The sequence below is a fragment of the Falsiroseomonas ponticola genome (assembly GCF_016805305.1).
Lineage (GTDB): Bacteria > Pseudomonadota > Alphaproteobacteria > Acetobacterales > Acetobacteraceae > Falsiroseomonas > Falsiroseomonas ponticola.
The window spans coordinates 80,376-104,075 of record NZ_JAERQN010000009.1; the positions used below are offsets into that span (position 1 = coordinate 80,376).

Annotated in this window: 20 protein-coding genes and 3 tRNA genes; 17 read left to right on the forward strand and 6 right to left on the reverse strand. The window is 71.1% G+C overall.

The genetic code is table 11. The features are described from left to right. Positions 1-63: 63 nt before the first annotated feature. The 3 genes from JJI54_RS22920 to JJI54_RS22930 are packed head-to-tail and all read left to right on the forward strand — an operon-like array spanning position 64 to position 2,632. Positions 64-975 (forward strand): alpha/beta hydrolase, encoded by a 912-nt coding sequence (locus JJI54_RS22920; RefSeq protein ID WP_203075508.1) that lies wholly within the window; start codon positions 64-66, stop codon positions 973-975. Positions 976-995: 20 nt separating this feature from the next. Continuing rightward, positions 996-2,147, forward strand: a complete 1,152-nt coding sequence (locus JJI54_RS22925) for an acetoin utilization protein AcuC (protein ID WP_203075511.1) — start codon at positions 996-998, stop codon at positions 2,145-2,147. Beyond that, the gene (locus JJI54_RS22930; RefSeq protein ID WP_203075513.1) at positions 2,144-2,632 is read left to right on the forward strand and encodes a DUF192 domain-containing protein; all 489 of its coding nucleotides are present in this window, start codon (positions 2,144-2,146) and stop codon (positions 2,630-2,632) included. Before JJI54_RS22925 ends, JJI54_RS22930 begins: the two co-directional genes overlap by 4 nt. A 1-nt stretch (position 2,633) precedes the next feature. Here JJI54_RS22930 and JJI54_RS22935 read toward each other — a convergent pair whose 3' ends face one another. Further along, entirely contained in the window at positions 2,634-3,242 is a 609-nt protein-coding gene (locus JJI54_RS22935; protein WP_203075516.1) for a hypothetical protein, read from the reverse strand. Between the two features lie 192 nt (positions 3,243-3,434). Here JJI54_RS22935 and JJI54_RS22940 point away from each other — a divergent pair, with 192 nt between their 5' ends. The 4 genes from JJI54_RS22940 to JJI54_RS22955 are packed head-to-tail and all read left to right on the forward strand — an operon-like array spanning position 3,435 to position 7,796. Further along, a complete protein-coding gene (locus JJI54_RS22940; RefSeq protein WP_203075519.1) occupies positions 3,435-4,334 on the forward strand; it encodes a TauD/TfdA dioxygenase family protein in 900 nt (299 codons plus the stop codon). Continuing rightward, positions 4,334-5,119 (forward strand): fumarylacetoacetate hydrolase family protein, encoded by a 786-nt coding sequence (locus JJI54_RS22945; protein ID WP_203075522.1) that lies wholly within the window; start codon positions 4,334-4,336, stop codon positions 5,117-5,119. The genes JJI54_RS22940 and JJI54_RS22945 overlap by 1 nt, the downstream gene beginning before the upstream one ends. 2 nt (positions 5,120-5,121) lie before the next feature. Beyond that, entirely contained in the window at positions 5,122-6,204 is a 1,083-nt protein-coding gene (locus tag JJI54_RS22950; protein WP_203075525.1) for an Ldh family oxidoreductase, read from the forward strand. Positions 6,205-6,233: 29 nt separating this feature from the next. Next, positions 6,234-7,796, forward strand: coding sequence for an ABC transporter substrate-binding protein (locus JJI54_RS22955; RefSeq protein WP_203075528.1), 1,563 nt, complete (start codon positions 6,234-6,236; stop codon positions 7,794-7,796). Here the strand turns inward: JJI54_RS22955 and JJI54_RS22960 are convergent. After that, complete coding sequence (locus JJI54_RS22960; RefSeq protein ID WP_203075531.1) at positions 7,793-8,638, reverse strand: serine hydrolase; 846 nt, start codon at positions 8,636-8,638, stop codon at positions 7,793-7,795. The genes JJI54_RS22955 and JJI54_RS22960 overlap by 4 nt on opposite strands. 171 nt (positions 8,639-8,809) lie before the next feature. Here JJI54_RS22960 and JJI54_RS22965 point away from each other — a divergent pair. From JJI54_RS22965 to JJI54_RS22975, 3 genes are all read left to right on the forward strand, one after another. Continuing rightward, a tRNA-Pro gene (locus tag JJI54_RS22965) sits at positions 8,810-8,883 on the forward strand. 87 nt (positions 8,884-8,970) lie between these two features. Then, the gene (locus tag JJI54_RS22970) at positions 8,971-9,297 is read left to right on the forward strand and encodes an ETC complex I subunit (RefSeq protein WP_203075534.1); all 327 of its coding nucleotides are present in this window, start codon (positions 8,971-8,973) and stop codon (positions 9,295-9,297) included. A 21-nt stretch (positions 9,298-9,318) separates the two neighbouring features. Further along, positions 9,319-9,392 (forward strand) — tRNA-Arg (locus JJI54_RS22975). Between the two features lie 3 nt (positions 9,393-9,395). Here the strand turns inward: JJI54_RS22975 and JJI54_RS22980 are convergent. Beyond that, the gene (locus tag JJI54_RS22980) at positions 9,396-10,262 is read right to left on the reverse strand and encodes a LysR family transcriptional regulator (protein ID WP_203075537.1); all 867 of its coding nucleotides are present in this window, start codon (positions 10,260-10,262) and stop codon (positions 9,396-9,398) included. A 102-nt stretch (positions 10,263-10,364) separates the two neighbouring features. On the opposite strand from JJI54_RS22980, the gene JJI54_RS22985 reads away from it, so the two are divergent. Together JJI54_RS22985 and JJI54_RS22990 are read left to right on the forward strand one after the other, a co-directional pair. Next, positions 10,365-11,927 carry an NADH-quinone oxidoreductase subunit L gene (locus JJI54_RS22985; RefSeq protein WP_203075540.1) on the forward strand — a complete coding sequence of 521 codons (1,563 nt, stop codon included), beginning with the start codon at positions 10,365-10,367 and terminating at the stop codon, positions 11,925-11,927. A gap of 14 nt (positions 11,928-11,941) precedes the next feature. Then, positions 11,942-14,521, forward strand: coding sequence for a YbcC family protein (locus JJI54_RS22990; RefSeq protein ID WP_203075542.1), 2,580 nt, complete (start codon positions 11,942-11,944; stop codon positions 14,519-14,521). A 6-nt stretch (positions 14,522-14,527) separates the two neighbouring features. On the opposite strand, the gene JJI54_RS22995 is transcribed toward JJI54_RS22990, so the two are convergent. Continuing rightward, positions 14,528-16,060, reverse strand: a complete 1,533-nt coding sequence (locus tag JJI54_RS22995; RefSeq protein ID WP_203075545.1) for an ABC transporter substrate-binding protein — start codon at positions 16,058-16,060, stop codon at positions 14,528-14,530. A 289-nt stretch (positions 16,061-16,349) separates the two neighbouring features. Between JJI54_RS22995 and gyrA the strand changes: the two genes are divergently transcribed. The 5 genes from gyrA (at position 16,350) to JJI54_RS23020 (ending at position 20,956) form a co-directional block, all read left to right on the forward strand. Next, positions 16,350-19,145: a DNA gyrase subunit A gene (gene gyrA / locus JJI54_RS23000; RefSeq protein ID WP_226382026.1), complete on the forward strand. Its 2,796-nt coding sequence runs from the start codon at positions 16,350-16,352 to the stop codon at positions 19,143-19,145. Beyond that, entirely contained in the window at positions 19,138-19,659 is a 522-nt protein-coding gene (gene coaD, locus JJI54_RS23005; RefSeq protein ID WP_203075551.1) for a pantetheine-phosphate adenylyltransferase, read from the forward strand. The genes gyrA and coaD overlap by 8 nt, the downstream gene beginning before the upstream one ends. A gap of 143 nt (positions 19,660-19,802) precedes the next feature. Further along, positions 19,803-20,267: a peptidylprolyl isomerase gene (locus JJI54_RS23010; protein WP_456305613.1), complete on the forward strand. Its 465-nt coding sequence runs from the start codon at positions 19,803-19,805 to the stop codon at positions 20,265-20,267. Positions 20,268-20,299: 32 nt separating this feature from the next. Then, on the forward strand, positions 20,300-20,839 hold the full coding sequence (locus JJI54_RS23015) for a peptidylprolyl isomerase (RefSeq protein WP_203075556.1): 540 nt from the start codon (positions 20,300-20,302) through the stop codon (positions 20,837-20,839). 41 nt (positions 20,840-20,880) lie between these two features. Beyond that, a tRNA-Lys gene (locus tag JJI54_RS23020) sits at positions 20,881-20,956 on the forward strand. Between the two features lie 30 nt (positions 20,957-20,986). Here JJI54_RS23020 and JJI54_RS23025 read toward each other — a convergent pair. Continuing rightward, positions 20,987-21,637, reverse strand: coding sequence for a class I SAM-dependent methyltransferase (locus tag JJI54_RS23025; protein ID WP_203075560.1), 651 nt, complete (start codon positions 21,635-21,637; stop codon positions 20,987-20,989). A 210-nt stretch (positions 21,638-21,847) separates the two neighbouring features. Beyond that, the gene (locus JJI54_RS23030; protein WP_226382027.1) at positions 21,848-23,299 is read right to left on the reverse strand and encodes an ABC transporter substrate-binding protein; all 1,452 of its coding nucleotides are present in this window, start codon (positions 23,297-23,299) and stop codon (positions 21,848-21,850) included. Positions 23,300-23,700: the final 401 nt, after the last annotated feature.

A 23,700-nucleotide genomic window follows, 5' to 3' on the forward strand; every position in this document is an offset into this window, starting at 1 on the left:
GGTGGGTGGTGGCGGAGGGCAAGGGGAGGGGGCTAGGCTGCCGTAAAGCCCAAGGAACGTCCCATGGCTCGCCTGCTCCTCCTGCTGCTCCTGCTCGCCGCCGGCCCCGCCATGGCGCAGCCCCCGCCCGAGATCGCGGCCGGCCTGGCCCGCATCGGCCGCGTCATCGCGCCACCGCCGACCGGCGCGCTCTACGCGCCGCTGCATGGGCGGGAGCCGTGGGAGGGCGTGACGGTCACGCGCGATGCCCGCTACGGCACGGATCCGCGCCATCGCCTGGATGTCTTCACCCCCGCCACGCGGCCCACGCAGCCCCTGCCGGTGCTGGTCTTCATCCATGGCGGCGGCTTCGTCGCCGGCGACAAGCAGGGGCCGGATGGCAGCCCCTTCTACGCCAATGTCGGCGTCTGGGCGGCGCGCAACGGGATGATCGGCGTCAACATCACCTACCGCCTGGCCCCCGCGCACCCCTATCCGGCGGCGCAGGAGGATGTGGCCGCGGCCCTCTCCTGGGTCTCCGCCAACATCGCGGCCCATGGCGGGGACCCGGCGCGCGTGATCCTCTCCGGCCATTCCGCCGGCGCCATCCATGCCGCGCTCTACGCCGCCGAGCCGCGCTTCCACCCCGCGGGCGTGGCGCCGCCCGTCGCCTATGCCTTCGTCTCCGGCCTTTTCGACTTCACCGGCGCCGACATGGCCGCCAATGACAACGCCTATCTGGGCGCGGAGGCCGCCGCGCGGTCGCCGCTGCCGGGCCTCACGCGCGTGACGCAGCCGATCTTCCTCGCGCATGGCACGCTCGATCCCGAGCGCTTCGTCCAGCATTCCGTCCGCGCGCGGGAGGTTCTCTGCGCCGCCGGGCGCTGCCCGACCGCGGTGACGCTGGAAGGCCACAGCCACATCTCGGAGGTCTATGCGATCGGCACGGCGGATACCTCGCTGACCGCGCCGCTGCTGGCCTTCATCCGGCGCTGATCGCGCCCATCTCGGGGCCGATGACCAGACCGCTTCTCATCGGCTCCGAGATCTATCGCGGCTCCACCTATGGCCCGAAGCACCCGCTGGCCATCCCGCGCGTCTCCACCACGCTCGACCTGGTGCGCGCCATGGGCTGGGTGGCGGCGGAGCAGTACCTCGACAGCCCCCGCGCGACGCCGGAGGCCCTGACCCGCTTCCACCACCGCGACTACATCGCCGCCCTGATGCAGGCGGAGGCGACGCAGCAGGTCGATCCCGCCCATCGCGAACGCTTCCGCATCGGCGCCGATGGCAACCCGGTGTACCGGGAGGTCTTCTCCCGCCCCGCCACCGGTGCCGGCGGCGTGACGCTGGCGGCGCGACTGACCGAACAGGGCGGCGTGGTGCATGTGCCGGGCGGCGGCACCCATCACGGGCGGCCGGACCGGGCCAGCGGCTTCTGCTACCTGAACGACGCCGTGCTCGGCCTGCTGGAATGGCTCGACCTCGGACTCACGCGCATCCTCTACCTCGACATCGATGCCCATCACGGCGATGGGGTGGAGGATGCCTTCGCGGATGATCCGCGGGTGCTGACCGTCTCGGTGCATGAGGCCGGGCGCTGGCCGCATACGGGCCGCGTGGAGGACCAGGCCGGCGGCCATGCCCGCAACCTGCCGGTGCCGCCCGGCTTCAACGACAGCGAGATGGGCTTCCTCCAGTCCCACGTGATCCTGCCTTTGATCCGGCACTGGAAGCCGCAGGCGATCATGCTGCAATGCGGGGCGGATGCGATCGAGGAAGACCCGCTCTCGAAACTCAGCCTCTCCAACAACGCGCATCGCGCCATGGTGGCCTCGCTGCGCGGCCTGACGCCGCGGCTCATCGTGCTGGGCGGCGGCGGCTACAACCCCTGGTCCGTGGCGCGCTGCTGGGCGGGCGTCTGGGCCACGCTCAACGACCGCCCCATCCCGCCCCGCATCCCGGAGGCGGCAGAGGCGGTTCTGCGCGGCCTCACCTTCTCCCGCGCCGCCGGCCGCAACCCGCCGGAGCACTGGTTCACCACCATCGCCGACCCGCCCCGCCCGGGCCCGGTGCGGGAGGAGGTGCGTGCCCTGGCGCCCGCCACGCTGCGCCACCTGCCGGAGCCTTCCGGCGCGCGCGACGCCGCTGCTATGCTGCCGCCATGACCCGACGCCAGACGCTGCTCTCCACCCTCGGCCTGATCGCCGCGCCCGCCACGGCCGCGAAGGCCCAGCCCGGCGTGGACCGCCCGCAGCCCAGGCTGCCGACGGAGCGCCTGGTGATCATCGGCCGCGAAGGCCGGCGGCACGAATTCGACGTGGAGATGGCGGTCAGCCCCGAGCACCAGATGATCGGCCTGATGTTCCGCCCCTCGGTCGGCGCGAATGAGGGCATGATCTTCGACTGGGGCAGCCCGCGCGAAAGCTCCATGTGGATGCGCAACACCATCACCTCGCTCGACATGGTGTTCATCGCCGCCGATGGCCGCATCCACCGGATCGCGGAACGCACCGTGCCGCTGAGCCTGACGCCGATCGACAGCCGCGGCCCCGTCCGCGCGACGCTGGAGCTGCAGGCGGGGATCACGGAGCGCCTCGACATCCGCGTGGGCGACCGCGTGCTGCACCGGATGTTCGGCACCGCGCCGTAGCTCAGGCCAGCCGCGCCGCCACCACCCGCCAGGCCTGCGCGCGGTCCCGCCCGGCGCTGCGCGCGGCACCCTCCTCGATCCAGTCGATCCTCTCCCGCGGCGCGGCCTGCATGACGCCCAGGCCCAGGATCGCGCCGGCCTCCAGCACCAGCACCACATCCCCCGCCCGCGCGGGCTGACCGGGGTCGCACAGCAGCAGGTGGCGCGGCTGCAGCAGCCCGCGCGGTTCCGCCAGCATCACTGCCACCATGCCGGGCTCCGCCGGCGCGATCGCCTCCGCCGCCAGGCGGCGCGCCGGCACGCTGCCGGGTGCGAGGCGGTCCTCGCCCTCCCGGTACAGCGGCAGGCGGAGGCCGGGCGGGGCGGGGAGGGGGGAGGCCTCCGGCCGCAGCGCCGCCTCCGGCACGCCGAGCAGCGCGGCGAGCGCCTGGCGCACCTCCTCCGGCAGGCGCCGGGGCGTGCCGCGGGCGATGAATTGCTGGAGGTAGCTGGGGTTCCGGCCGAGGCGCAGGGACAGCGCCTTCAGCCCCAGCCGCCGGTCCCGCGCGGCTTCCAGGATGCGGGCGCGGACGGGATCGGGGGCGGTGTTCCGGGTTGCCGTGGTGTTCATGCTCTGTCGCCGCGCCCTTGCCGGTGGCATGATAAAGGAAAATAGACCATCATGAAGCGGAAAAATCCTTCCGCTTGCCCTGATCGCGATCGCGCCACCGCCCCCGGCGCGGGATTGCGAGCTACTGCCGCGTAGTGCCAGGATGCGGGAATAATTGAATAGGCGGCCCGACCGCCCCAGGGGAAACGAGCCATGGTCACGATCACGCCCGATGATTCCACGCTTGGCGCCCGCATCACCGGCCTCGATCTCTCGAAGCCGATCGGCGATGCGGATTTCGCCACCGTGCTCCGCGCGCTCGGCCGCTACGGCGTGCTCTGCTTCCCGAACCAGTTCCTGGAATCCGCGGCGCTGCGCGACTTCTCCGCGCGCTTCGGCAGCATCCAGACCTCCATCACCGGCAAGTTCCAGGACAAGGAGGTGCCGGAGGTGGGCTTCCTGTCGAACATCGTGGAGAACGGCGTGGCGCTCGGCATCAACGATGCCGGCCAGGACTGGCACACCGACATGTCCTATCGCGACACGATGGGCTTCGTGAATGTGCTGAACGCCTTCAAGGTGCCGAAGCGGGACGGCAGGCCGCTCGGCAACACCATGTTCGCCAACATGCATGCGGCCTATGACGCGCTGGATCCCGCGCTGAAGACGAAGCTCGCCAACTGCACGGCCACGCATGACTTCAACAAGTTCTGGGACAAGATGGTCAGCCGCCCCGGCAGCATCCGCCCGCCGCTGACGGCGGAGCAGCGCGCCAAGCGCCCGCCCTCCGTGCACCCGATCTTCCTGACGCACCCCATTACCGGCCGCCAGGTCCTCTACTGCAATCCCGGCTATGCCGTGCGGATCAATGAGCTGGAGGAGGCCGAGAGCGACCGCATCCTCGACATCCTCTTCGCGCACGAGCTGGAGGATCGGTTCCTGCACACGCATGTCTGGACGGAAGGCGATGTGCTGATCTGGGACAATATCGGCACGCTGCACAACGCCATCCCGGACTATCTGCCGCATGAGCATCGCCTGATGAAGCGCTGCCAGGTGATGGCGGACCGGGTGTTCCAGACCGATTTCATCCAGCGCGCGCTCGCCGCCTGATGCGCTGGATCAAGTTCACGGCCGAGGGCCGCACGGCCTACGGCATCCTCGAAGGCGACCGCATCGCGGAAGTCGCGGGCGATCCCTTCGCGGGCTACGAGACGACCTCTCGCCGCCATGACCTGGCCGCGGTGAAGATCGAGGTGCCGTTGATCCCGCGCACCTTCTACGCCGCCGGCCTCAACTACGTGGAGCATGTGATCGAGGGCGCGAAGAAGCGCGGCGAGACGCCGAACATCCCGACCAAGGCGGATATCGGCTATCGCGCGGTCAACGCCCTCATCGCCCATGGCGAGAACGTGGTGATCCCCGCCGATGCCGGGGAGAAGATCCACTACGAGGGCGAGATCGTCGCCGTCATCGGCAAGAAGGCGAAGAACCTGTCGGAGGCCGAGGCGCTGTCCTGCGTCATGGGCTGGACCATCGGCAACGATGTCTCCGAACGCACCTGGCAGAAGAACGACCGTACCTTCTGGCGCGGCAAGAACACCGACACCTTCAAGCCCATGGGCCCCTGGATCGACACGGATTTCGACATGGAATCCGCGACGACGAATGTGCGGCTGAATGGCGAGATCCGCACCAGCTTCGCCACCGGCCACATGCTGTTCAGCGCGGCCCACTTCATCAGCGTGATGACGAAGTACCTGACGCTCTGGCCCGGCGACGTCATCTGGCTCGGCACCGATGGCGTCAGCCCGGACCTCAAGCATGGTGACGTGGTCGATATCGAGATCACCGGCCTCGGCAATCTGAGAAACACCTTCGTGCGGGAGGGGATGTGACCATGCTCGTCCCCGCGGAGCGCGTGCGTGCGCAGATCGCTGCCATCCTGGATCGCTGGGGCATGTCGCCCGACCTGGCCGCCACCACCGTGGAGGCGATGACGGAGACCGACCTTCTCGGCGTGGACAGCCACGGCATCTCCATGCTCATGACCTATGAGAAGCGCGTGCAGGAGGGCAAGGTGAAGCTCACCGTGCCGCCCCGCATCGAGAAGCGCACCGCCTGCACCGCGCTGGTCGATGGCGGCGATGGCCTGGGCCATCCCGTCTCCGCCTTCGCGATGAACCTGGCGGTGGACATGGCGAAGGAGGTCGGCGTCGGCGTCGTCGGCGTGCGCAACTCCCACCATTTCGGCGCGGCCGGCGTCTATGCCCGCATCGCGGCGCGGCGCGGCGCCATCGGCATGGTGACAAGCGCCACGCGCGGCGTCGCCATGGTGCCGACGCGGGGCGCGATGCCCGTGCTCGGCACCAACCCGCTGGCCTTCGCAGCCCCCGCGAAGCGCAACCGCGACTTCGTGCTGGACATGGCGACGACGACGACGGCGGCGGGCAAGGTCAAGGTCCACGACCTCAACAACAAGGAACTGCCCTCCGGCTGGGTGCTGGAGGCCGATGGCACGCCGGTGCGGGATGCGAAGCGCGGCATGCAGGTGGTGTTCGACGAACCGGCGGGCGGCCTCTCGCCGCTCGGCGGCAGCGCGGAGATGGCGAGCCACAAGGGCTATGGCCTCGCGATGATGGTGCACATCCTGGGCGGCACCCTGGTCGGCGCCTCCTTCTCGCCGATCCGCAACCGCACCCAGAAGCCGGAGGATCCCGACAGGCTCGGCCATTTCTTCATGGCGATCGACCCGGCAGCCTTCCGCGAACCCGGTGCCTTCGAGGATGACCTGGACGAGGTCATCGACGTGCTGCACGCCACGCCGGCCGCCGACCCCGCCCGCCCCGTGCTGGTCGCCGGCGACCCGGAGGAGGCGGAGCGCCAGCGGCGCCTGGAACACGGCATCCCGGTGCCGGAGGCGCTGGACCGGCACATCCGCGCCATCTGCGAACGCTGCGGGGCGCCATACCTCTTGAGCTGACAACGAAGAACACCAACGGGGAGGCAGCAATGAAGAAGACGGGGACCATCGCCGCGGCGCTGCTGCTGGCGATGGCGGGCGCGCAGGCGCAGACCTTGCGCATGGGTGTCGGCGCGCAGATCACCTCCGCCGATCCGCATTTCCACAACATCTCCCCCAACAACGCCTTCGCCTCCATGGTCTTCGACAACCTGCTGGAGACGGATGCGCAGGCGCGGCTGGTGCCGATGCTGGCGGAAAGCTGGCGCAGCGTGGCGCCCGATGTGTGGGAATTCCGGCTGCGCCGCGGCGTGCGCTTCCACAACGGCAACGATTTCACGGCGGAGGATGTCGCCTTCACGCTGGAACGCATCCCGCAGGTCCTGAACAGCCCGGGATCCTTCCGCACCTATACCCAGGCGATCCGCGGCGTGGAGATCGTGGACAGCCACACCATCCGCTTCCGCACCAACGGCCCCGCGCCCCTCGTGCCGACCGACCTGGCGCAGGTGCCGATGCTGGACCGGGAGACGCATGCCGGCGTCACGACGGAAGCCTTCAAAAGCGGCCGCGCCACCATCGGCACCGGGCCCTTCCGCCTGCAGAGCTTCCGCAGCGGCGACCGCGCGGAACTGGTCCGCAACGACGAATACTGGGGCAAGCGCCCCGCCTTCGGCGTGGTGGACTACCGCATGATCACCAACGATGCCGGCCGCACCGCCTCTCTCCTCGCGGGCGATGTGGACATCATCGACCAGGTGCCGACGCCGGACGTGGAGCGGTTGCGCCGCAACGATCGCCTCGTGCTCAGCGAGATCGATGCGATGCGCTACATCTACTTCGCGCTGGACCACATGCGCACCGGGCCATCCCCCTTCATCACGGACCATGAGGGCAGGCCGCTCGACCGCAATCCGCTGAAGGACCTCCGCGTCCGCCGCGCGCTCTCGCTCGCCATCGACCGCGCGGCCATCGTCTCCCGCGTCATGGAAGGGGCTGCCACGGCGACGGTGCAGGTGATGCCGCCCGGCGCCATCGGCTTCGTGCCGGACCTGCCCGTGCCGCGCGCGGATGCCGATACGGCGCGGTCCCTGCTGGCGGAGGCCGGCTACCCCAACGGCTTCCGCCTGACCGTGCATGGCCCCAACGACCGCTACCCCAATGACGCGCGGATCGTGCAGGCGGTCAGCCAGATGTGGACGCGCATCGGCGTGCGCACCCAGGTCGATGTCGCGCCCTATGCCAGCTTCATCGCCCGCGCCAGCCGCCAGGAATTTTCCGCCTTTCTCGTCTCCTGGGGCTCCTCCACGGGGGAACCCATGGCGGGGCTGCGCAGCGTCGCGGCCACCTATGACCAGGCGCGCGGCACCGGCGCCGTGAACCGCGGCCGCTACTCCAACCCGGAGTTCGATGCGCAGCTCGCCCGCGCCGCGAACGAGCTGGACGATGCGCGGCGGGAGGCGATGCTGCAGGAGGCGACGCGCATGCTCATCGCCGATGTCGGCATCATCAGCACCCATCTGCAGAAGAACATCTGGGCCATGCGCCGCGGCATCGCGCATGAGGCGCGGGTGGATGAACGCACCCGCGCCCAGGACGTCTCGCTGCGCTAGGCCCGCAGCTCGTCCCACGCCGCGCGGGCGATGCGGCCGATGGTGGAGAAGCTGGCCGCGAAGCCGGGCAGGCCGTCCGGCATCGTGTCCGGCACCCAATCCGTCGCGGCCGCCAGGATGAAGAGCGGCCTGTCGCCATCATAGACGATGCCCGCATCCATGCGCCCGCGCCGGCCGCGCCCCGTCTTGTGGGCGACCTTGGTGCCGAAGGGCAGCAGGTTCGGGATCAGGTTGCGCAGCAGCTGCCAGCTCAGGATCTGCAGGCCGAGCTGGCAGAGCGCCGTCGAGCAGTGCAGCCTGGCCGCCGCTGCCTCCTCCGTCGTGCCCTTCAGGATGGCGTGCAGCAGGTTCACCTGATCCGCCTGGGTGGTGCTGGCCGTCGCCTCCACGGGATGGTCCCAGCCGATGCCGAGGGGCGGGATCAGCCCGCGATGCCGCGTGCCCACCATGCCGATCGCCTGGCAGTATTCGTCCATGGCGCCGGGGCCGAGGCGTTCCAGCACCGCCTGGGTGCAGACATTGTCGCTGGTGATGATCATGTTCACCAGCACGTCGCGGAAGGGAATGACGCAGTCCGGCGTCATGTAGCGGTAGGTGCCGGACGCCACATCCTTCTGCAGCCGCGCCTCCAGCGTCACGGGCTGGTCGAGGCGCAGCTTGCCGGCGTGCACCGCCGCCAGCGCCGCCATCATGATGGAGATCTTGCGCACGCTGGCCGATGGCGTCTCCACCGATCCCTCGCGGTCGATCTCCTGCCCCGTCGTGAGGTCGCGCAGGAAGTAGCGCGTCCTGAAGGGCTGCTCGTCGCAGATGGCGTCCATCCGGGCCTTGAGCTGTTGCACCCGCTTCCTCCTTCGCCTTGGAAGGGCACTCTAGGACCGGTGCGGGGGGCTGACCATCGGGGGGTGGAAGGAAAGGAAGGGAAGGAAAATACCGCAGGTTGCCACCACCCCCCCTTCCATGGGATTCCCCGGGGCAGGGCAGGCGGCCAAGCGCCGACCGGCCCGGCCCGTCGGGGTGTGGCGCAGCCTGGTAGCGCGCCTGTTTTGGGTACAGGAGGCCGTGGGTTCGAATCCCGCCGCCCCGATGCCGGCCGGCCCCGTCGCTTTCCCGCGGGCGGCCCGCGGTGTATGATCCCCGGGCAAGCACCAGCCCCGAGGAAGAGCGTCGCCGCATGTCGCGCGAAAGCCAGACCGCCCGCATCTACCGCCAGCCGAAATCCGCCATGCAGTCCGGCCGCGCCCGCACCGCCGATTGGGTGCTGGCCTTCGCGCCGCTGGGCCCGAAGCGCATCGACCCGCTGATGGGCTGGTCGGGGTCGGGCGACACCCGCGCGCAGGTCAGCCTCCGCTTCCCGAGCCAGGAGGCCGCCGTGGCCTATGCCGAGGCGCGCGGCATTCCCTATGACCTCGAAGCCGCGCCGCCCGTGAAGGCCGACATCAAGCCCAAGGCCTATGCCGACAATTTCCGCTTCGGCCGCACCGAGAACTGGAGCCACTGAGCCACCCGGCCACGGCCTTCTGCACCCGTAGCTCAGCTGGATAGAGCATCGGATTTCTACTCCGTTGGTCGGGGGTTCGAATCCCTCCGGGTGCGTGCCTACCCCCCCACCACCAGCCGCAGCAGCGGGTTGGGGAAGCGGCGGCGGCGCGTGATGGCGTAGAAGGCCTCATGCACCGCGGGCAGGCGGCAATGTTCCACCAGCACGCCCGCCTCCAGCTCATCCACCACCACCACCGGCGGCACCAGCGTCACCGCGCCTGATTCGCGGGCCAGCAGGCGCAGCATCGCCATGTCGTCCACCTCCGCCAGCAGGCGGGGCGTGATCCCGGCCTCGTCCATCAGCCGGTCGAAGCCGGCGCGCAGCGTGCTGCCGCGGCCGGGCAGCACCAGGGCTTCCGTCGCCATGTCCGCCGGGAAGCGCAGCGGCGTGGCGCGCCTGCGGCCCACCAGGCTCACGGGCTGGTCGGCCACCAGCGTGTTCTGCCACTCGCTCTCCGCCCCGATGGTCGCGGGCTGGTTCGCCAGCACCAGGTCCAGCGCATGCGCCTCCAGCCGCGCCAGCAGCTCCTCGAACCCGCCGGAGGTGATCTCCAGCCCCACATCCGCCCGCCCCAGCAGCGGCCGCAGGAGGCCGAGCTGGAAGTTGCGCGACAGCGTCGCCACGGCGCCGACGCGCAGCACCTGCCGCTGCCCGGGCGCCAGGCCCTTCAGCGTGCTCAGCAGCTCCTCGCCCGACCGGAACACCGTCTCCGCATGCGCCAGCGCGATGCGCCCGGCCTCCGTCAGCAGCAGCCCGCGCCCGCGGCGGTCGAACAGCTTCTGGCCCAGCTGCGCCTCCAGCGCCCCGATCTGCACGGAGAGCGCGGAGGGCGAGACGTTCAGCAGCTGCGCCGCCCGCGTCAGGCTCCCCTCCCGCGCCACGGCGTGGAAGTAGCGGAGGTGGTGGTAGTTGAGGCCGGCCATGCCGTCCTTTCTGTCTGATAGAACGATCCATTTCAATCTTTGAATTTTTCAGAAGTGATTACCGAAGCTACACCCGCGTCTCCCCCAAGGAGGCTCCCACCCTTGTCCGCCTGGCTGATCCTGCTCGCGCCCCTGGCCCTGGCCGTCGTGGCCTGTCTCCCGCGTCCGGACGAGGCGCCACGACGCATGGCGACGCTCTCCATCGCCGCCGCGCTTCTCGCCTTCGGGGTGGCCGCCGTCACCGCGCTCTCGGTCGCGATCGGCGGGCGCATCACGACGCCGACGCTGGGTGCGGCGGGAATCGGGCTCGGCCTGCATGTCGATGGGCTGTCCGCGGCGGTGTTCCTGCTCGTCGCCTTCATCGGCACCGTCGTGCTGCGGTACTCCAGGAACTACCTGGCGGGGGATCCGGGGCAGGGGCGGTTCCTGCGGTGGATGTCCGTCACCCTGGCCTCGGTGCTGCTGCTGACCATCGCGGGCAACCTGGCGCTGTTCTTCCTGGCCTGGGTCGCGACCTCCATCGGCCTGAACCGGCTGCTGCTGTTCTACCCGCACCGGCTAGGGGCGGAGCTGGCGGCGAAGAAGAAGTTCATCGCCAGCCGCATCGGCGACCTCTGCCTGCTGATGGCCGCCTGCCTGCTGCTCGGCGCCTTCGGCACGCTGGAATTCGCGCCCCTCTTCGCCGCGGCCAAGGGCCACGGCGCGTCGGACATGCCGACCATCCTGGCGGGCCTGCTGATGGTGGCGGCCGCGCTGCTGAAGTCGGCGCAGCTGCCCGTGCATGGCTGGCTGGTGGAGGTGATGGAGACGCCGACGCCGGTTTCCGCCCTGCTGCATGCCGGCATCATCAATGCCGGCGGCTTCCTGGTGCTGCGCATGGCGGACCTCGTCGTGCTCTCGGCGCCGGCGATGGAGATGCTGGTCCTGGTCGGCGGCGCGACCGCGCTGTTCGGATCCCTGGTGATGCTGACGCAGACCTCGGTGAAGGCGCAGCTCGCCTACAGCACCGTCGCGCAGATGGGCTTCATGATGCTGCAATGCGGGCTCGGCGCCTTCGCCGCGGCGGCGCTGCACCTGCTGGCCCATTCGCTCTACAAGGCGCATGCCTTCCTCGGCTCCGGCAGCGTGGTGGACCAGGCGCGCGCGGCCTGGGTGCCGCAGGGCGCGCCGCATCCGGCGCGCGTCGGCCTGGCGCTGGCCGCGGCGCTGGCGGGCTTCGCGGTGGTCGCGGGGCTGGCGGGCTGGGATCCGGTCTCGCATCCCGCCGCCTTCGTGCTCGGCGCCGTGCTGGTGATGGGCCTCGTCCATCTCGGCGCCCAGGCCTTCGAGGGTGTCTCCGCCCCCGCGCTCGCGGGCCGGGTCGCCGGCATGGCGGCGCTGGTGGCGGTGGCCTGGTTCGTCCTGCAGGGCGCGGCGCAGCACGTCTTCGGCGCCAGCCTGCCGCCGGCGCCGGCGCTGCGCGGGCCCTTCGATGCGGTGCTGCTCGTCCTCGTCGTTGCCAGCTTCGCGGCCGTGATGCTCTTCCAATCGGCCATGGCGGCCCCGGGCCGGGGCCAGGCGGGGCAGCGCTTCTGGCTGGCCGCCCATGTCCACCTCTCCAGCGGCCTCTACCTCAACACCCTCGCCAACCGGCTCGTGCTGCGGCTGTGGCCGGCACGGCCGTGACGGGAACCGACGCCATGACCATCCAGAACCCCATCCAGCTCGCCCCCGTCGCCGCCAGCCCGGCCGCCGATCGCCTGGCGCTGGAAGCCGCGATCCATGAGGCCTGCGCGCGGATCGCGCCGCTCTGGCCGCTGCGCGGCTTCGTCGCGGTGAACCCCTTCCTCGGCTTCACCGGCCAGGGCTTCGCCGCCACCTGCGCCACCATGCGCCGCGTCGCGCGGGTGGACATGCTGATGCCGCGGGATTTCTACCGGGATGCGCTCGCCCGGGGGGAGATCGACGATGCGGCGCTGCTGGCCGCGCTGCGCGCCGCCCCCGCCATTCCCGGCGCGCCCACGGATGTGGCCGCGCTGCGCGCCGCCGCCTCGCAGGAACGCAGCTGGGACCAGACCCTGCCCGGCGCCCGCCACCCCGCCGCCGTCGCCACGGTGGCGGAGGTGCTGGACAGCCTCTCCGGCGGGGACCGGGAGGCATCGCGCACCCGCTTCATGATCGACGAGATATCCCGCTGGTGCGGCGCCTATTTCGATGAGGGCCAGGCCAGCTGGCGGCTGCCGATCCGGCACCTCTCGCCCTATGCCGCCTGGCGGGCCACCGCGCGGCATGACCGGAACCCGGAGGCGATGGGCATCGCCGGTTTCCGCGCCGCCATCCTGGCGCTGCCCTGCGACCCGGTGGAGGCGATCGGCGCCGTGCTGGCGGGGCTGCGCATCCCGGAGCGCGCGCGGGCGGACTACCTGCACCGGGCGCTGTTCGACATCCGTGGCTGGGCCGCCTATGCGCGGCATCTCGGCTGGGTCGCGGCCCAGCAGGGGCGGGAGGATGGGTCGCTCGTCGGCCTGCTCGCGATCCGCATCGCCTGGGGCTACGGGCTGTTCCAGGCGCGGTCGCAGGATGGGCGGTTCCGGCGCGCCTGGACCCATGCCATCGCCACCGCCGCCTCCGCGCCGCAGGACGGGCAGCTCGGCCTGGATGCCGAGCTGGCGACGGACCTGCTGCTGCATGAAGCCTATGAGGAAGCGGCCCGGCGGCGGCTGGTCGCGCGGCTCAGCGGCCATGCGGCCTCCCGCCCCCTGCGCCTGCCGGGCCGGCCGGCCATCCAGGCCGCCTTCTGCATCGATGTGCGGTCGGAGGTCTTCCGCCGGGCGCTGGAAACCGCGATGCCGGGCGCGGAGACGATCGGCTTCGCCGGCTTCTTCGGCTTCCCCATCGAATACGTCCCCTTCGGCCGCACGCGGGGCGCCGCGCATTGCCCGGTGCTGCTGAAGCCCGCCTTCACGGTGTGCGAGGCGGTGCAGGGCGCGACGCCGGCGGAGGAAGGCGGCCTGCACGCGCTGCGGCGCCTGCGGCAGCGGGCGGAGCGCGCCTGGAAGGGCTTCAAGCGCTCCGCCGTCTCCTCCTTCACCCATGTGGAGACGGCGGGGCTGCTGTTCGGCGCCAAGATCGCCTCCGACAGCCTGGGCCTGACGCGCACCGTGGCGCATCCCCGCGATGCGGCGCTGGATGCCGCGACGGCGGCGCGGCTCGGCCCGCGGATCGAGGCGCGGGAGGAAGCGGGCCGGCTGACCGGCTTCGACGATGCGCAGCGCCTGGCGATGGCGGAGGCCGTGCTGAAGGGCATGTCGCTTGCCTCCGTCGGGGCCGGCACCACCTTCGCGCGGCTTGTCCTGCTGGCCGGCCACGGCAGCACCACGGTCAACAACCCGCATGCCGCGGGCCTGGATTGCGGCGCCTGCGGCGGCCAGACCGGGGAGGCGAATGCGCGGATCGCCGCCGCCATCCTGAACGACCCGGCGGTGCGGACCGGCCTGGCGGGGAAGGGCATCCAGATCCCCGCCGACACCTGGTTCCTGCCCGCGCTGCACGATACCACGACGGATGCCGTGACCATCTTCGGGGAGGAGGCGGTGCCCCCCGGCCACGCCACCGACCTGGCGCGGCTGAAGGATGCGCTGGCCCGCGCCGGGGCGCTGGCGCGGATGGAACGCGCCGTGCTGCTGGGCCTGGATGCCAGCATGGACGTGGACGCCAGGATCACCGCCCGCAGCCGGGACTGGTCCGAGGTCCGGCCCGAATGGGGCCTGGCCGGCAATGCCGCCTTCATCGCCGCGCCGCGCGAGGTGACGCGCGGCCTGGCGCTGGGCGGCCGCGCCTTCCTGCATGACTACGAAGCCGCGCAGGACGACAGCGGCGCGGTGCTGGAATTGATCATGACGGCGCCGCTGGTCGTCGCCTCCTGGATCAACCTCCAGTATTTCGGCTCCACCGTGAACAACGACGCCTTCGGCAGCGGCAACAAGGTGCTGCACAACGTCATCGGGCAGCTCGGCGTGCTGGAAGGCAATGCGGGCGACCTGCGCGCCGGCCTGCCCTGGCAATCCGTGCATGACGGCGATCGCTTCGTGCATGAGCCGCTGCGGCTTTCCGTCTTCATCGCGGCGCCGGAGGCGGCGATGGAGGCGGTGATGGCGAAGCACCAGGGGGTGCGCGACCTCGTCGAGAATGGCTGGCTGCACCTGCATTCCCTGGCCGAGGAAGGCCGTGTCATCCGGCGGCGCGTGCCGGGCGGCGGCTGGGTGGAGGGGGCGGCCTAGCCCCCCTCACTCCAGCCGCAGATCCTGCACGCGGATCAGCCCATCCGGCACGGCGCGCATGCCGCGCAGCCGTGCCACATGCACCGCGATGTTCTTGCGGTGCCACAGGTACAGGCGCTGGCGGTCGCGCTCCACCGCGATGCGCCAGACGCGTTCATAGAGCGCGCGGCGTTCCTCCAGGCCGGAGACGCGCCGCGCCTCCTCCAGCGCCGCATCCACCTCCGCATCCGCATACCGGCCCTCATTCACCGGGCCGGTGGAATGGAGGAAGTTCCAGAGGTTGCCATCGGGGTCCGTGCGGCCCGACCAGCCCTGGAGATAGGCCTCGAATTCCCCGCGCAGCGCGACCTGCTGGCTGGTGGCGAATTCCACCGCGCGGATGCGCAGGTCGAAGCCGGCCTCCCGCACCATCGCCTGCACCACCTCGCCGACCTGGCGGAGTTCCGGGTTGTTCGGGACCATCAGCTCGATCGGGATCGGCGTCGCCACGCCGGATTGCCGCACCAGCGCCCGGGCGGCGGCGATGTCGCGCGCCGGCGGGCGGATGGCGGCGATGTGGAAGGGGGAGGAGGGCGGCACCGCCTGCGCCGTCAGCGTCTGCGCGCCGCCATACACCACCTGGTCCAGCGCCGCGCGGTCGATCGCGAGATCAAAGGCCCGCCGCAGCCTGGCGTCCCGCCCCAGCGGATGTGCCGCGCGCGGCCCGTTCGCGACATTGAAGTGGATGCTCTGGTAGCCGAGTTCGTCGGAGACGCTGAGCGCGAAGCGCCGGTCGCCGCGCAGCGCGGGCATGTCGCCGGGATCGATGGTCTGGATCACCTCGATCACGCCGGAGCGGAGGTTGGCCAGGCGCACATTGCTGTCCGGGATCGGCAGGTAGGTGATGCGGTTGATGTGGATTCGAGCGGCATCCCAGTACTGGGGAAAACGCTCCACCACGATCCGGTCCTGCGCCACGCGCTCCACGAAGCGGAAGGGCCCGGCGCAGACGGGGTTGCGGCCGAAGTCGCGCCCCGCGGCTTCCGCCGCGCGGGGGCTCATCACCATGCCCGCGCGGTCGGTCAGCTGGCTCATGAAGGGGGAGGAGGGTTCGGAAAGGCGCAGCCGCACCGTCAGCGGGTCGATCACCTCCACCGCGTTCAGCGCCGCGATCTCGCCCCGGCGGAAGCTGCCCTGAAGGCGCAGGTGGCGCAGCAGGGAATGGCGCACGGCCTCGGCATCCAGGGGCTCGCCATCATGGAAGACGATGCCGGGGCGCAGGCTTATCGTCAGGGTCTGCGCATCATCCCAGCGATGCGCCGCGGCCAGCTGGTGGACCAGGCCCAGGCGTTCGTCGATGTCGAACAGCTTGTCGCAGAGCGCGGCGAAGACGATGCGGCCGACGAAGCTGCGCGCGAGAGTCGGGTCCAGGATGTCCGGATCCTCGCGCAGCGCGATTCGCAGGTTCTGCGGGCCCGGCTGCGCCTGGGCGGGCACCGCGGCCAGGGCCGCGCCCAGCAGGGCCAGGGCGAGCAGCCGGCGAAGGCGGCATGGGGGCATGGCGTCGGACCTCCTGGTCACGGCGTCTTCCTTCCCTCGGGCCGAGTGTCCGGCAGCCTGGGCCGCCCCGCAAGCCCGGCCGCGCCCGCCACCCGCCGGGCGGGGCGATTGGCGCAAAAATGCCGGTCATGCTAGGGGTTACGGGTATCCGGGCGAGTCCCGGGAAGGGCCGTTCCGGGCCTTCCCAGGGGGGCCACCTTCCCGGATGCCCGGGAAGCGCCTAATCCCCTCCACGGACCACCGAACGCTGCCCGGGGCATCCCCCCGGGACCGCCACAAGGATGCCACGTTGAGCGACCTGCCGACACCGCCGGACGCGCCGAAGCCCGGGAGCGACATCGCCCCCGTCGGCCTCGAGGAGGAGATGCGCCGCTCCTACCTCGACTATGCGATGTCCGTCATCGTCTCCCGCGCCCTGCCCGATGCACGGGACGGCCTGAAGCCGGTGCATCGCCGCATCCTCTACGCGATGCACGAGGCCGGCTACACCCATGACAAGCCGCACCGGAAGTCCGCCCGCGTCGTCGGCGACGTCATGGGCAAGTATCATCCGCATGGCGACGCCTCGATCTACGATGCGCTGGTGCGCATGGCGCAGCCCTTCTCCATGCGGGTGCCGCTGATCGACGGGCAGGGCAATTTCGGCAGCATGGACGGCGATCCGCCCGCGGCCATGCGCTACACGGAAGTCCGCCTGGCCCGCGCCTCCGCAGCCCTGCTGGAGGGGATCGACGAGGATACGGTCGATTTCCAGGCCAATTACGACGAGTCCGCGCAGGAACCGCGCGTGCTGCCCGCCGCCTTCCCGAACCTGCTGGTGAACGGCGCCGGCGGCATCGCCGTCGGCATGGCGACCAACATCCCGACCCACAATGCGGGGGAGGTGATCGACGCGACGCTGGCCGTGATCCGGGAGCCCGCGACGACGCTCGAGGAGGTCATGAAGATCATGCCGGGGCCGGATTTCCCGACCGGCGGCTTGATCCTCGGCCGCGCCGGCATCCGTTCGGCCTTCGAGACCGGGCGCGGCTCCATCGCGCTGCGCGCCCGCGCGACGATCGAGGAGATGCGCGGCGGCCGCTCCATGATCGTGGTCACCGAGATCCCCTACCAGGTGAACAAGGCGACGCTGATCGAGAAGATCGCGGAGCTGGTGCGCGCCAAGGCGATCGAGGGCATCAGCGACCTGCGCGACGAGAGCGACCGCGACGGCCTGCGCGTGGTGGTGGAGCTGAAGAAGGACGCGACGCCGGAGGTGGTGCTGAACCAGCTCTACCGCTTCACCCAGCTCCAGACCTCCTTCGGCGTGAACTTCGTGGCGCTGGACGAGGGGCGGCCGCGCCAGATGGGGCTGCTGGACGCCATCCGCGCCTTCATCCGATTCCGGGACGAGGTGATCCAGCGGCGGTCGCGCTTCCGCCTGGCCAAGGCGCGCGACCGCGGCCACCAGCTGATCGGCCTGGCCATCGCGGTCGCCAATATCGACGAGGTCATCGCCGTGATCCGCGCCAGCGCGGATGCCAATGCCGCCCGCGCCGCGCTGATGGCGCGGGACTGGCCGGCGGGCGATGTCGGCGTGCTGCTCGACCTGGTGGATGACTACCGCAACGTCATCTCCCCCGAGGGCACCGTCCGCCTCACGGAGGAACAGGCCAACGGCATTCTCGCGCTGCGCCTGCAGCGCCTCACGGGGCTGGAGCGGGAGAAGATCAACGCCGAGCTGGGCGAGGTGGGCGCCACCATCCGCGGGCTGCTGGAGATCCTGGCCTCCGCCATCCGCCGGCAGGAGGTGATGGTCGAGGAACTGCTCGCCGTCCGCGCCCAGATCGCGACGCCGCGCATGACGGAGATCGTGGACGGCTTCGCCGACCAGGACGACGAAAGCCTGATCGAGCCGGGCACGATGGTCGTGACCCTGACGCGGGATGGCTACGTCAAGCGCACCGCGCTCGACGTCTTCCGCAGCCAGAACCGGGGCGGCCGCGGCCGCAGCGGCGCCGCGACGCGGGAGGACGACATCGTCGTCCGCAGCTTCGTCGCCCACACGCACCAATGGGTGCTGTTCTTCACCAGCCGCGGCATGGCGTTCCGGGAGAAGATCTGGCAGCTGCCGGAAGGCGGCGCCACCGGCAAGGGCCGCAGCCTGCGCCAGGTGCTGCAGCTGCAGGATGGCGAACAGGTCACCGCCGTGCTGCCGCTGCCGCAGGACGAAGGGCTGTGGGAGAACCTGCACCTCGTCTTCGCCACCAAGCAGGGCAATGTCCGGCGCAACAAGCTGAGCGACTTCAAGAACGTCCGCGCCATGGGCCTGATCGCCATGAAGCTGGACGAGGGCGACAGCCTGATCGGCGTCGCCACCTGCCGCGAAGGCGATGACGTGATGCTGGCCACCCGCAACGGCCGCTGCATCCGCTTCCAGGCGGAGGCCGAGCAGCTGCGCGTCTTCGCGGGCCGCGACAGTTCCGGCGTGCGCGGCATCCGCCTGCTGGGTGACGATGCCGTCATCAGCCTGGCCGTGCTGACGCATGTGGAGGCGGACCAGGACGACCGCACCGCCTATCTCCGCTACAGCGCCCAGAAGCGCCGCGCGGCCGGTGAGGAAGTCTCCGCCGATGCCGAGGCCCCCGCGCCGGCCGAGGAGGGCGAGGAAACCCCCGCCGCCGCCCATGACGTCTCCGACGCCCGGTTGCAGGAGATGGAGGGGCTCGAGCAGATCCTGCTGGTCGTCACCGACCGCGGCTTCGGCAAGCGCAGCTCCGCCTACGAATACCGCGTGACGGGAAGGGGCGGGCAGGGGATCACCAACATCACCCTCTCCGCGCGGACGGGGAGGGAGGTCGTGGCGACCTTCGCCGTGCGGCAGGGCGATGGCGTCATGCTGGTGACCAATGGCGGCCGCCTGATCCGCCTGCCGGCGGACCAGGTGCGCGTCACCGGCCGCTCCGCCATGGGCGTCACGCTGCTGCGCCTGAACGAGAATGAGCGCGTCACCTCCTGCTTCCCCGTCATGGAGACGCCGGGTTCGGAGACGGGCGACGACAACGCCGCCGAGACGCCCACGGGGGAAGGAACCGCCGATGCCTGAGCTTCGCGTCGGGATCTACCCCGGCACCTTCGACCCCGTGACGAACGGGCATCTGGACGTCATGGACCGCGCCGCACGGCTGGTGGACCGGCTGGTGGTGGGCGTCGCCATCAATGCCGGCAAGGGCCCGCTCTTCCCGCTGGATGAACGGGTGGAGCTGGTGAAGGCGGAGACCGACAAGATCGCCGCCCGCGTCGGGTCGGAAGTGGTGGTGGTGCCCTTCACCGGCCTGCTGGTGGAATTCGCGCGGCAATCCGGCGCGAAGATGATCATCCGGGGGCTGCGCGCCGTCTCCGACTTCGACTATGAATTCCAGATGGCGGGAATGAACCACCGCCTGGCGCCAGACGTTGAAACCGTGTTCCTCATGGCCAGTGAGACGAACCAGTTCATCTCCTCCCGCTTCGTGAAGGAAGTGGCGACGCTCGGGGGCGACGTGTCCTCCTTCGTCCCGCCGCTGACCCTCGACCGCACGCTGGCCCGCGTGCGCAGCCGCAAGGAAGCCGCCGAATGACCTTCCATCCCGCGCGCCGGCAGGCGCTGCTTGCCGCCGCCGGCCTGCTGGCCGCCCCCGCGCTGGTCCTGCCGCGCGATGCCGCCGCCCAGGGTACGAACCAGGGCACGCCGCCCGCGACGGACCCCGAGAACACGCTGTTCATGGAGCTGAAGGATGGCCGCGTGACCATCCAGCTGCAGCCGGAACTGGCGCCGCGCCATGTGGAGCGCATCAAGACGCTGACGCGCAGCAACTTCTACGACAACACGCCCTTCCACCGCGTGATCGAAGGCTTCATGGCCCAGGGCGGCGACCCCACGGGCACCGGCACCGGCGGCAGCCCGCTGCCGAACCTGCCCGCGGAATTCAGCCCGCCCAGCCGCGCCCGCTTCCTGCGCGGCACCTGCGGCATGGCCCGCACCAGCGACCCGAACACGGCCAACAGCCAGTTCTTCATCATGTTCGCGCCCGGCTCCTTCCTCGATGGCCAGTACACCATCTGGGGCCGCGTCGTGTCGGGCATGGAGGCCGTGGACCGCATCAAGCGCGGCGTCGGCCAGTCCGGCCAGGTGCCCAACCCGCCCGATCGCATCCGCACCATGCGCGTCGCCGCCGACGTGCGCTGACGCGCCCCTTTCCCCCATCGGAGACCCGGCCCATGAGCGCCCCCGAGAATACGCTGACCCTTGAGCTCAAGGACGGCAACGTCGTGATCGAGCTGCTGCCCGATCTCGCGCCCCTGCATGTCGAGCGCATCAAGGCGCTGGCTTCCGAAGGCTTCTACGACAACACGCCCTTCCACCGCGTGATCGAGGGCTTCATGGCCCAGGGCGGCGACCCCACGGGCACCGGCACCGGCGGCAGCAGCCACCCGGACCTGCCGGCCGAATTCAGCCCGCCCGGCAAGGCCCGCTTCCAGCGCGGCACCTGCGGCATGGCGCGCACCAACAACCCGAACAGCGCGAACAGCCAGTTCTTCATCATGTTCGCGCCGGCGCCGAGCCTGGATGGCCAGTACACCATCTGGGGCAAGGTGGTCGAAGGGATCGAGGTGGTGGACAAGATCAAGCGCGGCCAGGGCCCGAACGGCATGGTGCGGGAACCCGATCGCATCAAGTCCGCCCGCATCGGCGCCGCCGCGGCGGCGGATGCCGGGCCGGCCGCCGGGGTTGACTCCACCCCCTCCGCCGACGCCTAACACGCCAGCGCGCGGCACCATCCCGGCACCGCGCGCTGCATGAGCCCGTAGCTCAGCCGGTAGAGCACGTGACTTTTAATCATGGGGTCGTGGGTTCGAGTCCCACCGGGCTCACCATGCATCACCCCTGGCGCATCCCGCCGCCCCTCAGCGCCGCAGGATCTCCGCCGCCAGCGCCGCGGCGCGGCCATCGAATATGCGCGCCTCGATCGCGGCTTCGCGGATGCGCTCGATCCCCCAGTCCGGCGCCGGGAAGGTCTGGCGCAGCTCACCCTCCGAGACCCGCCGCGGCCCGCCTGGGCGGCTCTCCGCGGCCGCGAAGGCCAGCAGCAGCAGGCGCCCGCCGGGGCGCAGCAGCGCCGCCAGCCGGGCCGCGTAGCGCTGCCGCTCGGCGTCCGAGAAGCCGTGGAAGGTCCCGCTGTCGAGGATGGTGTCGAAGGGGCCGAGGGTGAGCCCGGCATCCAGGATATCGGCCTGCAGGAACCGCACCGGTGACTGCGCCTGGCGGGGATCCCGCCGCGCGGCCAGCACCACCTGCTCGACATAGTCGATGCCCGTGACGGCATGCCCCCGGCCGGCCAGGAAGAACGCGTTGTCGCCCGGACCGCAGCCGATGTCGCACACCGCGCCGGCAAAGGCGCCGCTCGCCTCCCATTCCGCGACGACAGGCTGGTGCCGGCCGATGCACCAGGGTGCGCCGGCCTCATAGATGGCGGCATAGACGGCGCGGGAGACGCCTTGGCGGCTCAGCCGCGCCGCATCCGCGATCCGGATCAGCGTGTTCTGGATCTCAGGCATCGCACCTGCCATCGCGCAGCGGGGCGCGGCGCCGCGCGGCCTGGTCCCGCCAGCCGCCGGGCGCCGCGATTGCATCGTTCACCAGCATGACCCTCCCCCAGGGCATGCGTCGCGCCCGCCCGGTTGCCTGGCGGGCACCGCGCCGTCCCGCAAGGGGGCAGGCGGCGCGGTCGCGCCCCATTGCCACGTGCTGCGCCATCGCCGCCCTCCTCAGCCCTTGCGGATGTTCCAGAACAGCGGAAACCCGGCGCCCAGCGGGGCGGAGAGGCTGCGCCGATGCGCCGTCGCCTGGCGGAACTGCCCGAGCGGCACATAGGGCACCAGCTCGAGCGCCTCCTGCTCCAGCGCCGCGGCGATGCGCCGCTGTTCCTCGCCGGCGGTGGTGGCGGCCCATGCGCGCTTCAGCGCCTCGATCCGCTCGCTGGCCGGCCAGCCCGGCCAGGCGGCCCGGCCCTCGCCGCCCAGGGCGATATGCGATAGCGGGTTCTCCGCCTGCGCACTCTCCAGCCAGACGAGGAAGAGGCTCCATCCGCCGCGCGAGACAGGCTCGGCCGAGATTCGCCGGGCCACCATGGCGGGCGCGTCCATGACCTGGAGGTCCACGGCGATGCCGATCCGGCGCAGCAGATCCGCCGCGATGATCGCCATCTGGTGCAGCACCGGCGTGGTGTGCGCCAGGATGACGGCCGGCGTGCCGTCATAGCCGCTGCTCATCACCAGCCGCCGCGCTGCCTCGAGGTTCCCGCCCATCGCGGCCAGGCCCGGCCCGGCGCCGAATGGCGTCCCGCAGGGGAAGAAGCGATGGCAGGGCTGGATCAGCGATGGGTCGCCGACCCCGCCCAGCAGGAAGCTCTCCTGGTCCACCGCGGCCAGGACGGCGCGGCGCAGCGCCGGGTTGTCGAAGGGCGGCTGCGCGTGATTGAGCCGCATGACGACGGGGAAGCCGACCGGATCCAGCGTCGCGACCACGACATCGGCGTTCCGCCGCAGCACGGGCAGCAGCGCCGCCGGCACGGCCTCGCACCAATCCACCTCGCCGCGCTGCAGCGCCGACGCCGCCGTGCCGGCATCCGCGATCACCTGCCATTCGACGCGGTCCAGCAGGGCGCGCTTGCCGCCGCTCGTGCCGCTCGGCGGTTCCGGCCGGGGCTGGTAGCCCTCGAAGCGCGCATAGGCGATGCGGCTGCCCGGCACCCATTCGCCGGGCAGGAAGCGGAACGGGCCGGAACCGGTCGGGTCGGTGATCCGCGTGTGCGGGTCGGTCAGCGCGATCCGTTCGGGCATGATGAAGGGCGGCGGAGAGGCGAGCTGCCCAAGCAGCGGGACCAGCATCGGCAGCGGCGTGGCGAGGCGGAAGCGGATCGTCACGTCATCCGGCGCTGACAACTCCTCCGTCACCGACAGGATGAAGCGCCCGCCGGCGTTGCGCGCCGCCCAGCGCCGCAGGCTGGCGACGCAGTCGCGGGCCAGCACGCGCGTGCCATCATGGAAGGTCAGGCCCGGGCGCAGCCGGATCGTGGTGGTGCAGCCATCGGAGGAGGTCTCGAACCCATCCGCCATCTGCGGCCTGACCTGCCGCGCGGCATCGGTGCCGAACAGCGTGTCGTAGACCAGGTAGCCATGCGTGCGGACGGCGATGGAGGTCGTCCAGATCGGATCCAATCCGTTGATGTCCAGCACAGGGACGAAGCGAAGGGTACTGCGGGCCTGCGCCACCGCCGGGGATGCCGGTCGCGCGGACAGCGCGGCACCGGCCGCCGCCATCATCGTCCTTCGTCGCATGCTTCCGCCGGAACCTCTCAACGCCAGGGCAGGGGCGGCCGATCCTCGCGCCGCTGCCGTCACGCGCGCCTCGCCCGCAGGCCGTCGCGCGTCGTGCGGCGCGTCCTAGCCTCACCATCCCTGCTTTGTCCATCGGCAAGGAATGCGATTCACCCCACGCGCGATCGGCGCTCGCCTTCCGCGCGATTTCCGTCGCGGCGCCACATCGCGTCATCGCGTTTCCATCGGCCAGTGCTTGCGGATCGCCGTCCTGCCGGTATGGACTTCGCTTCCGGCGGCGT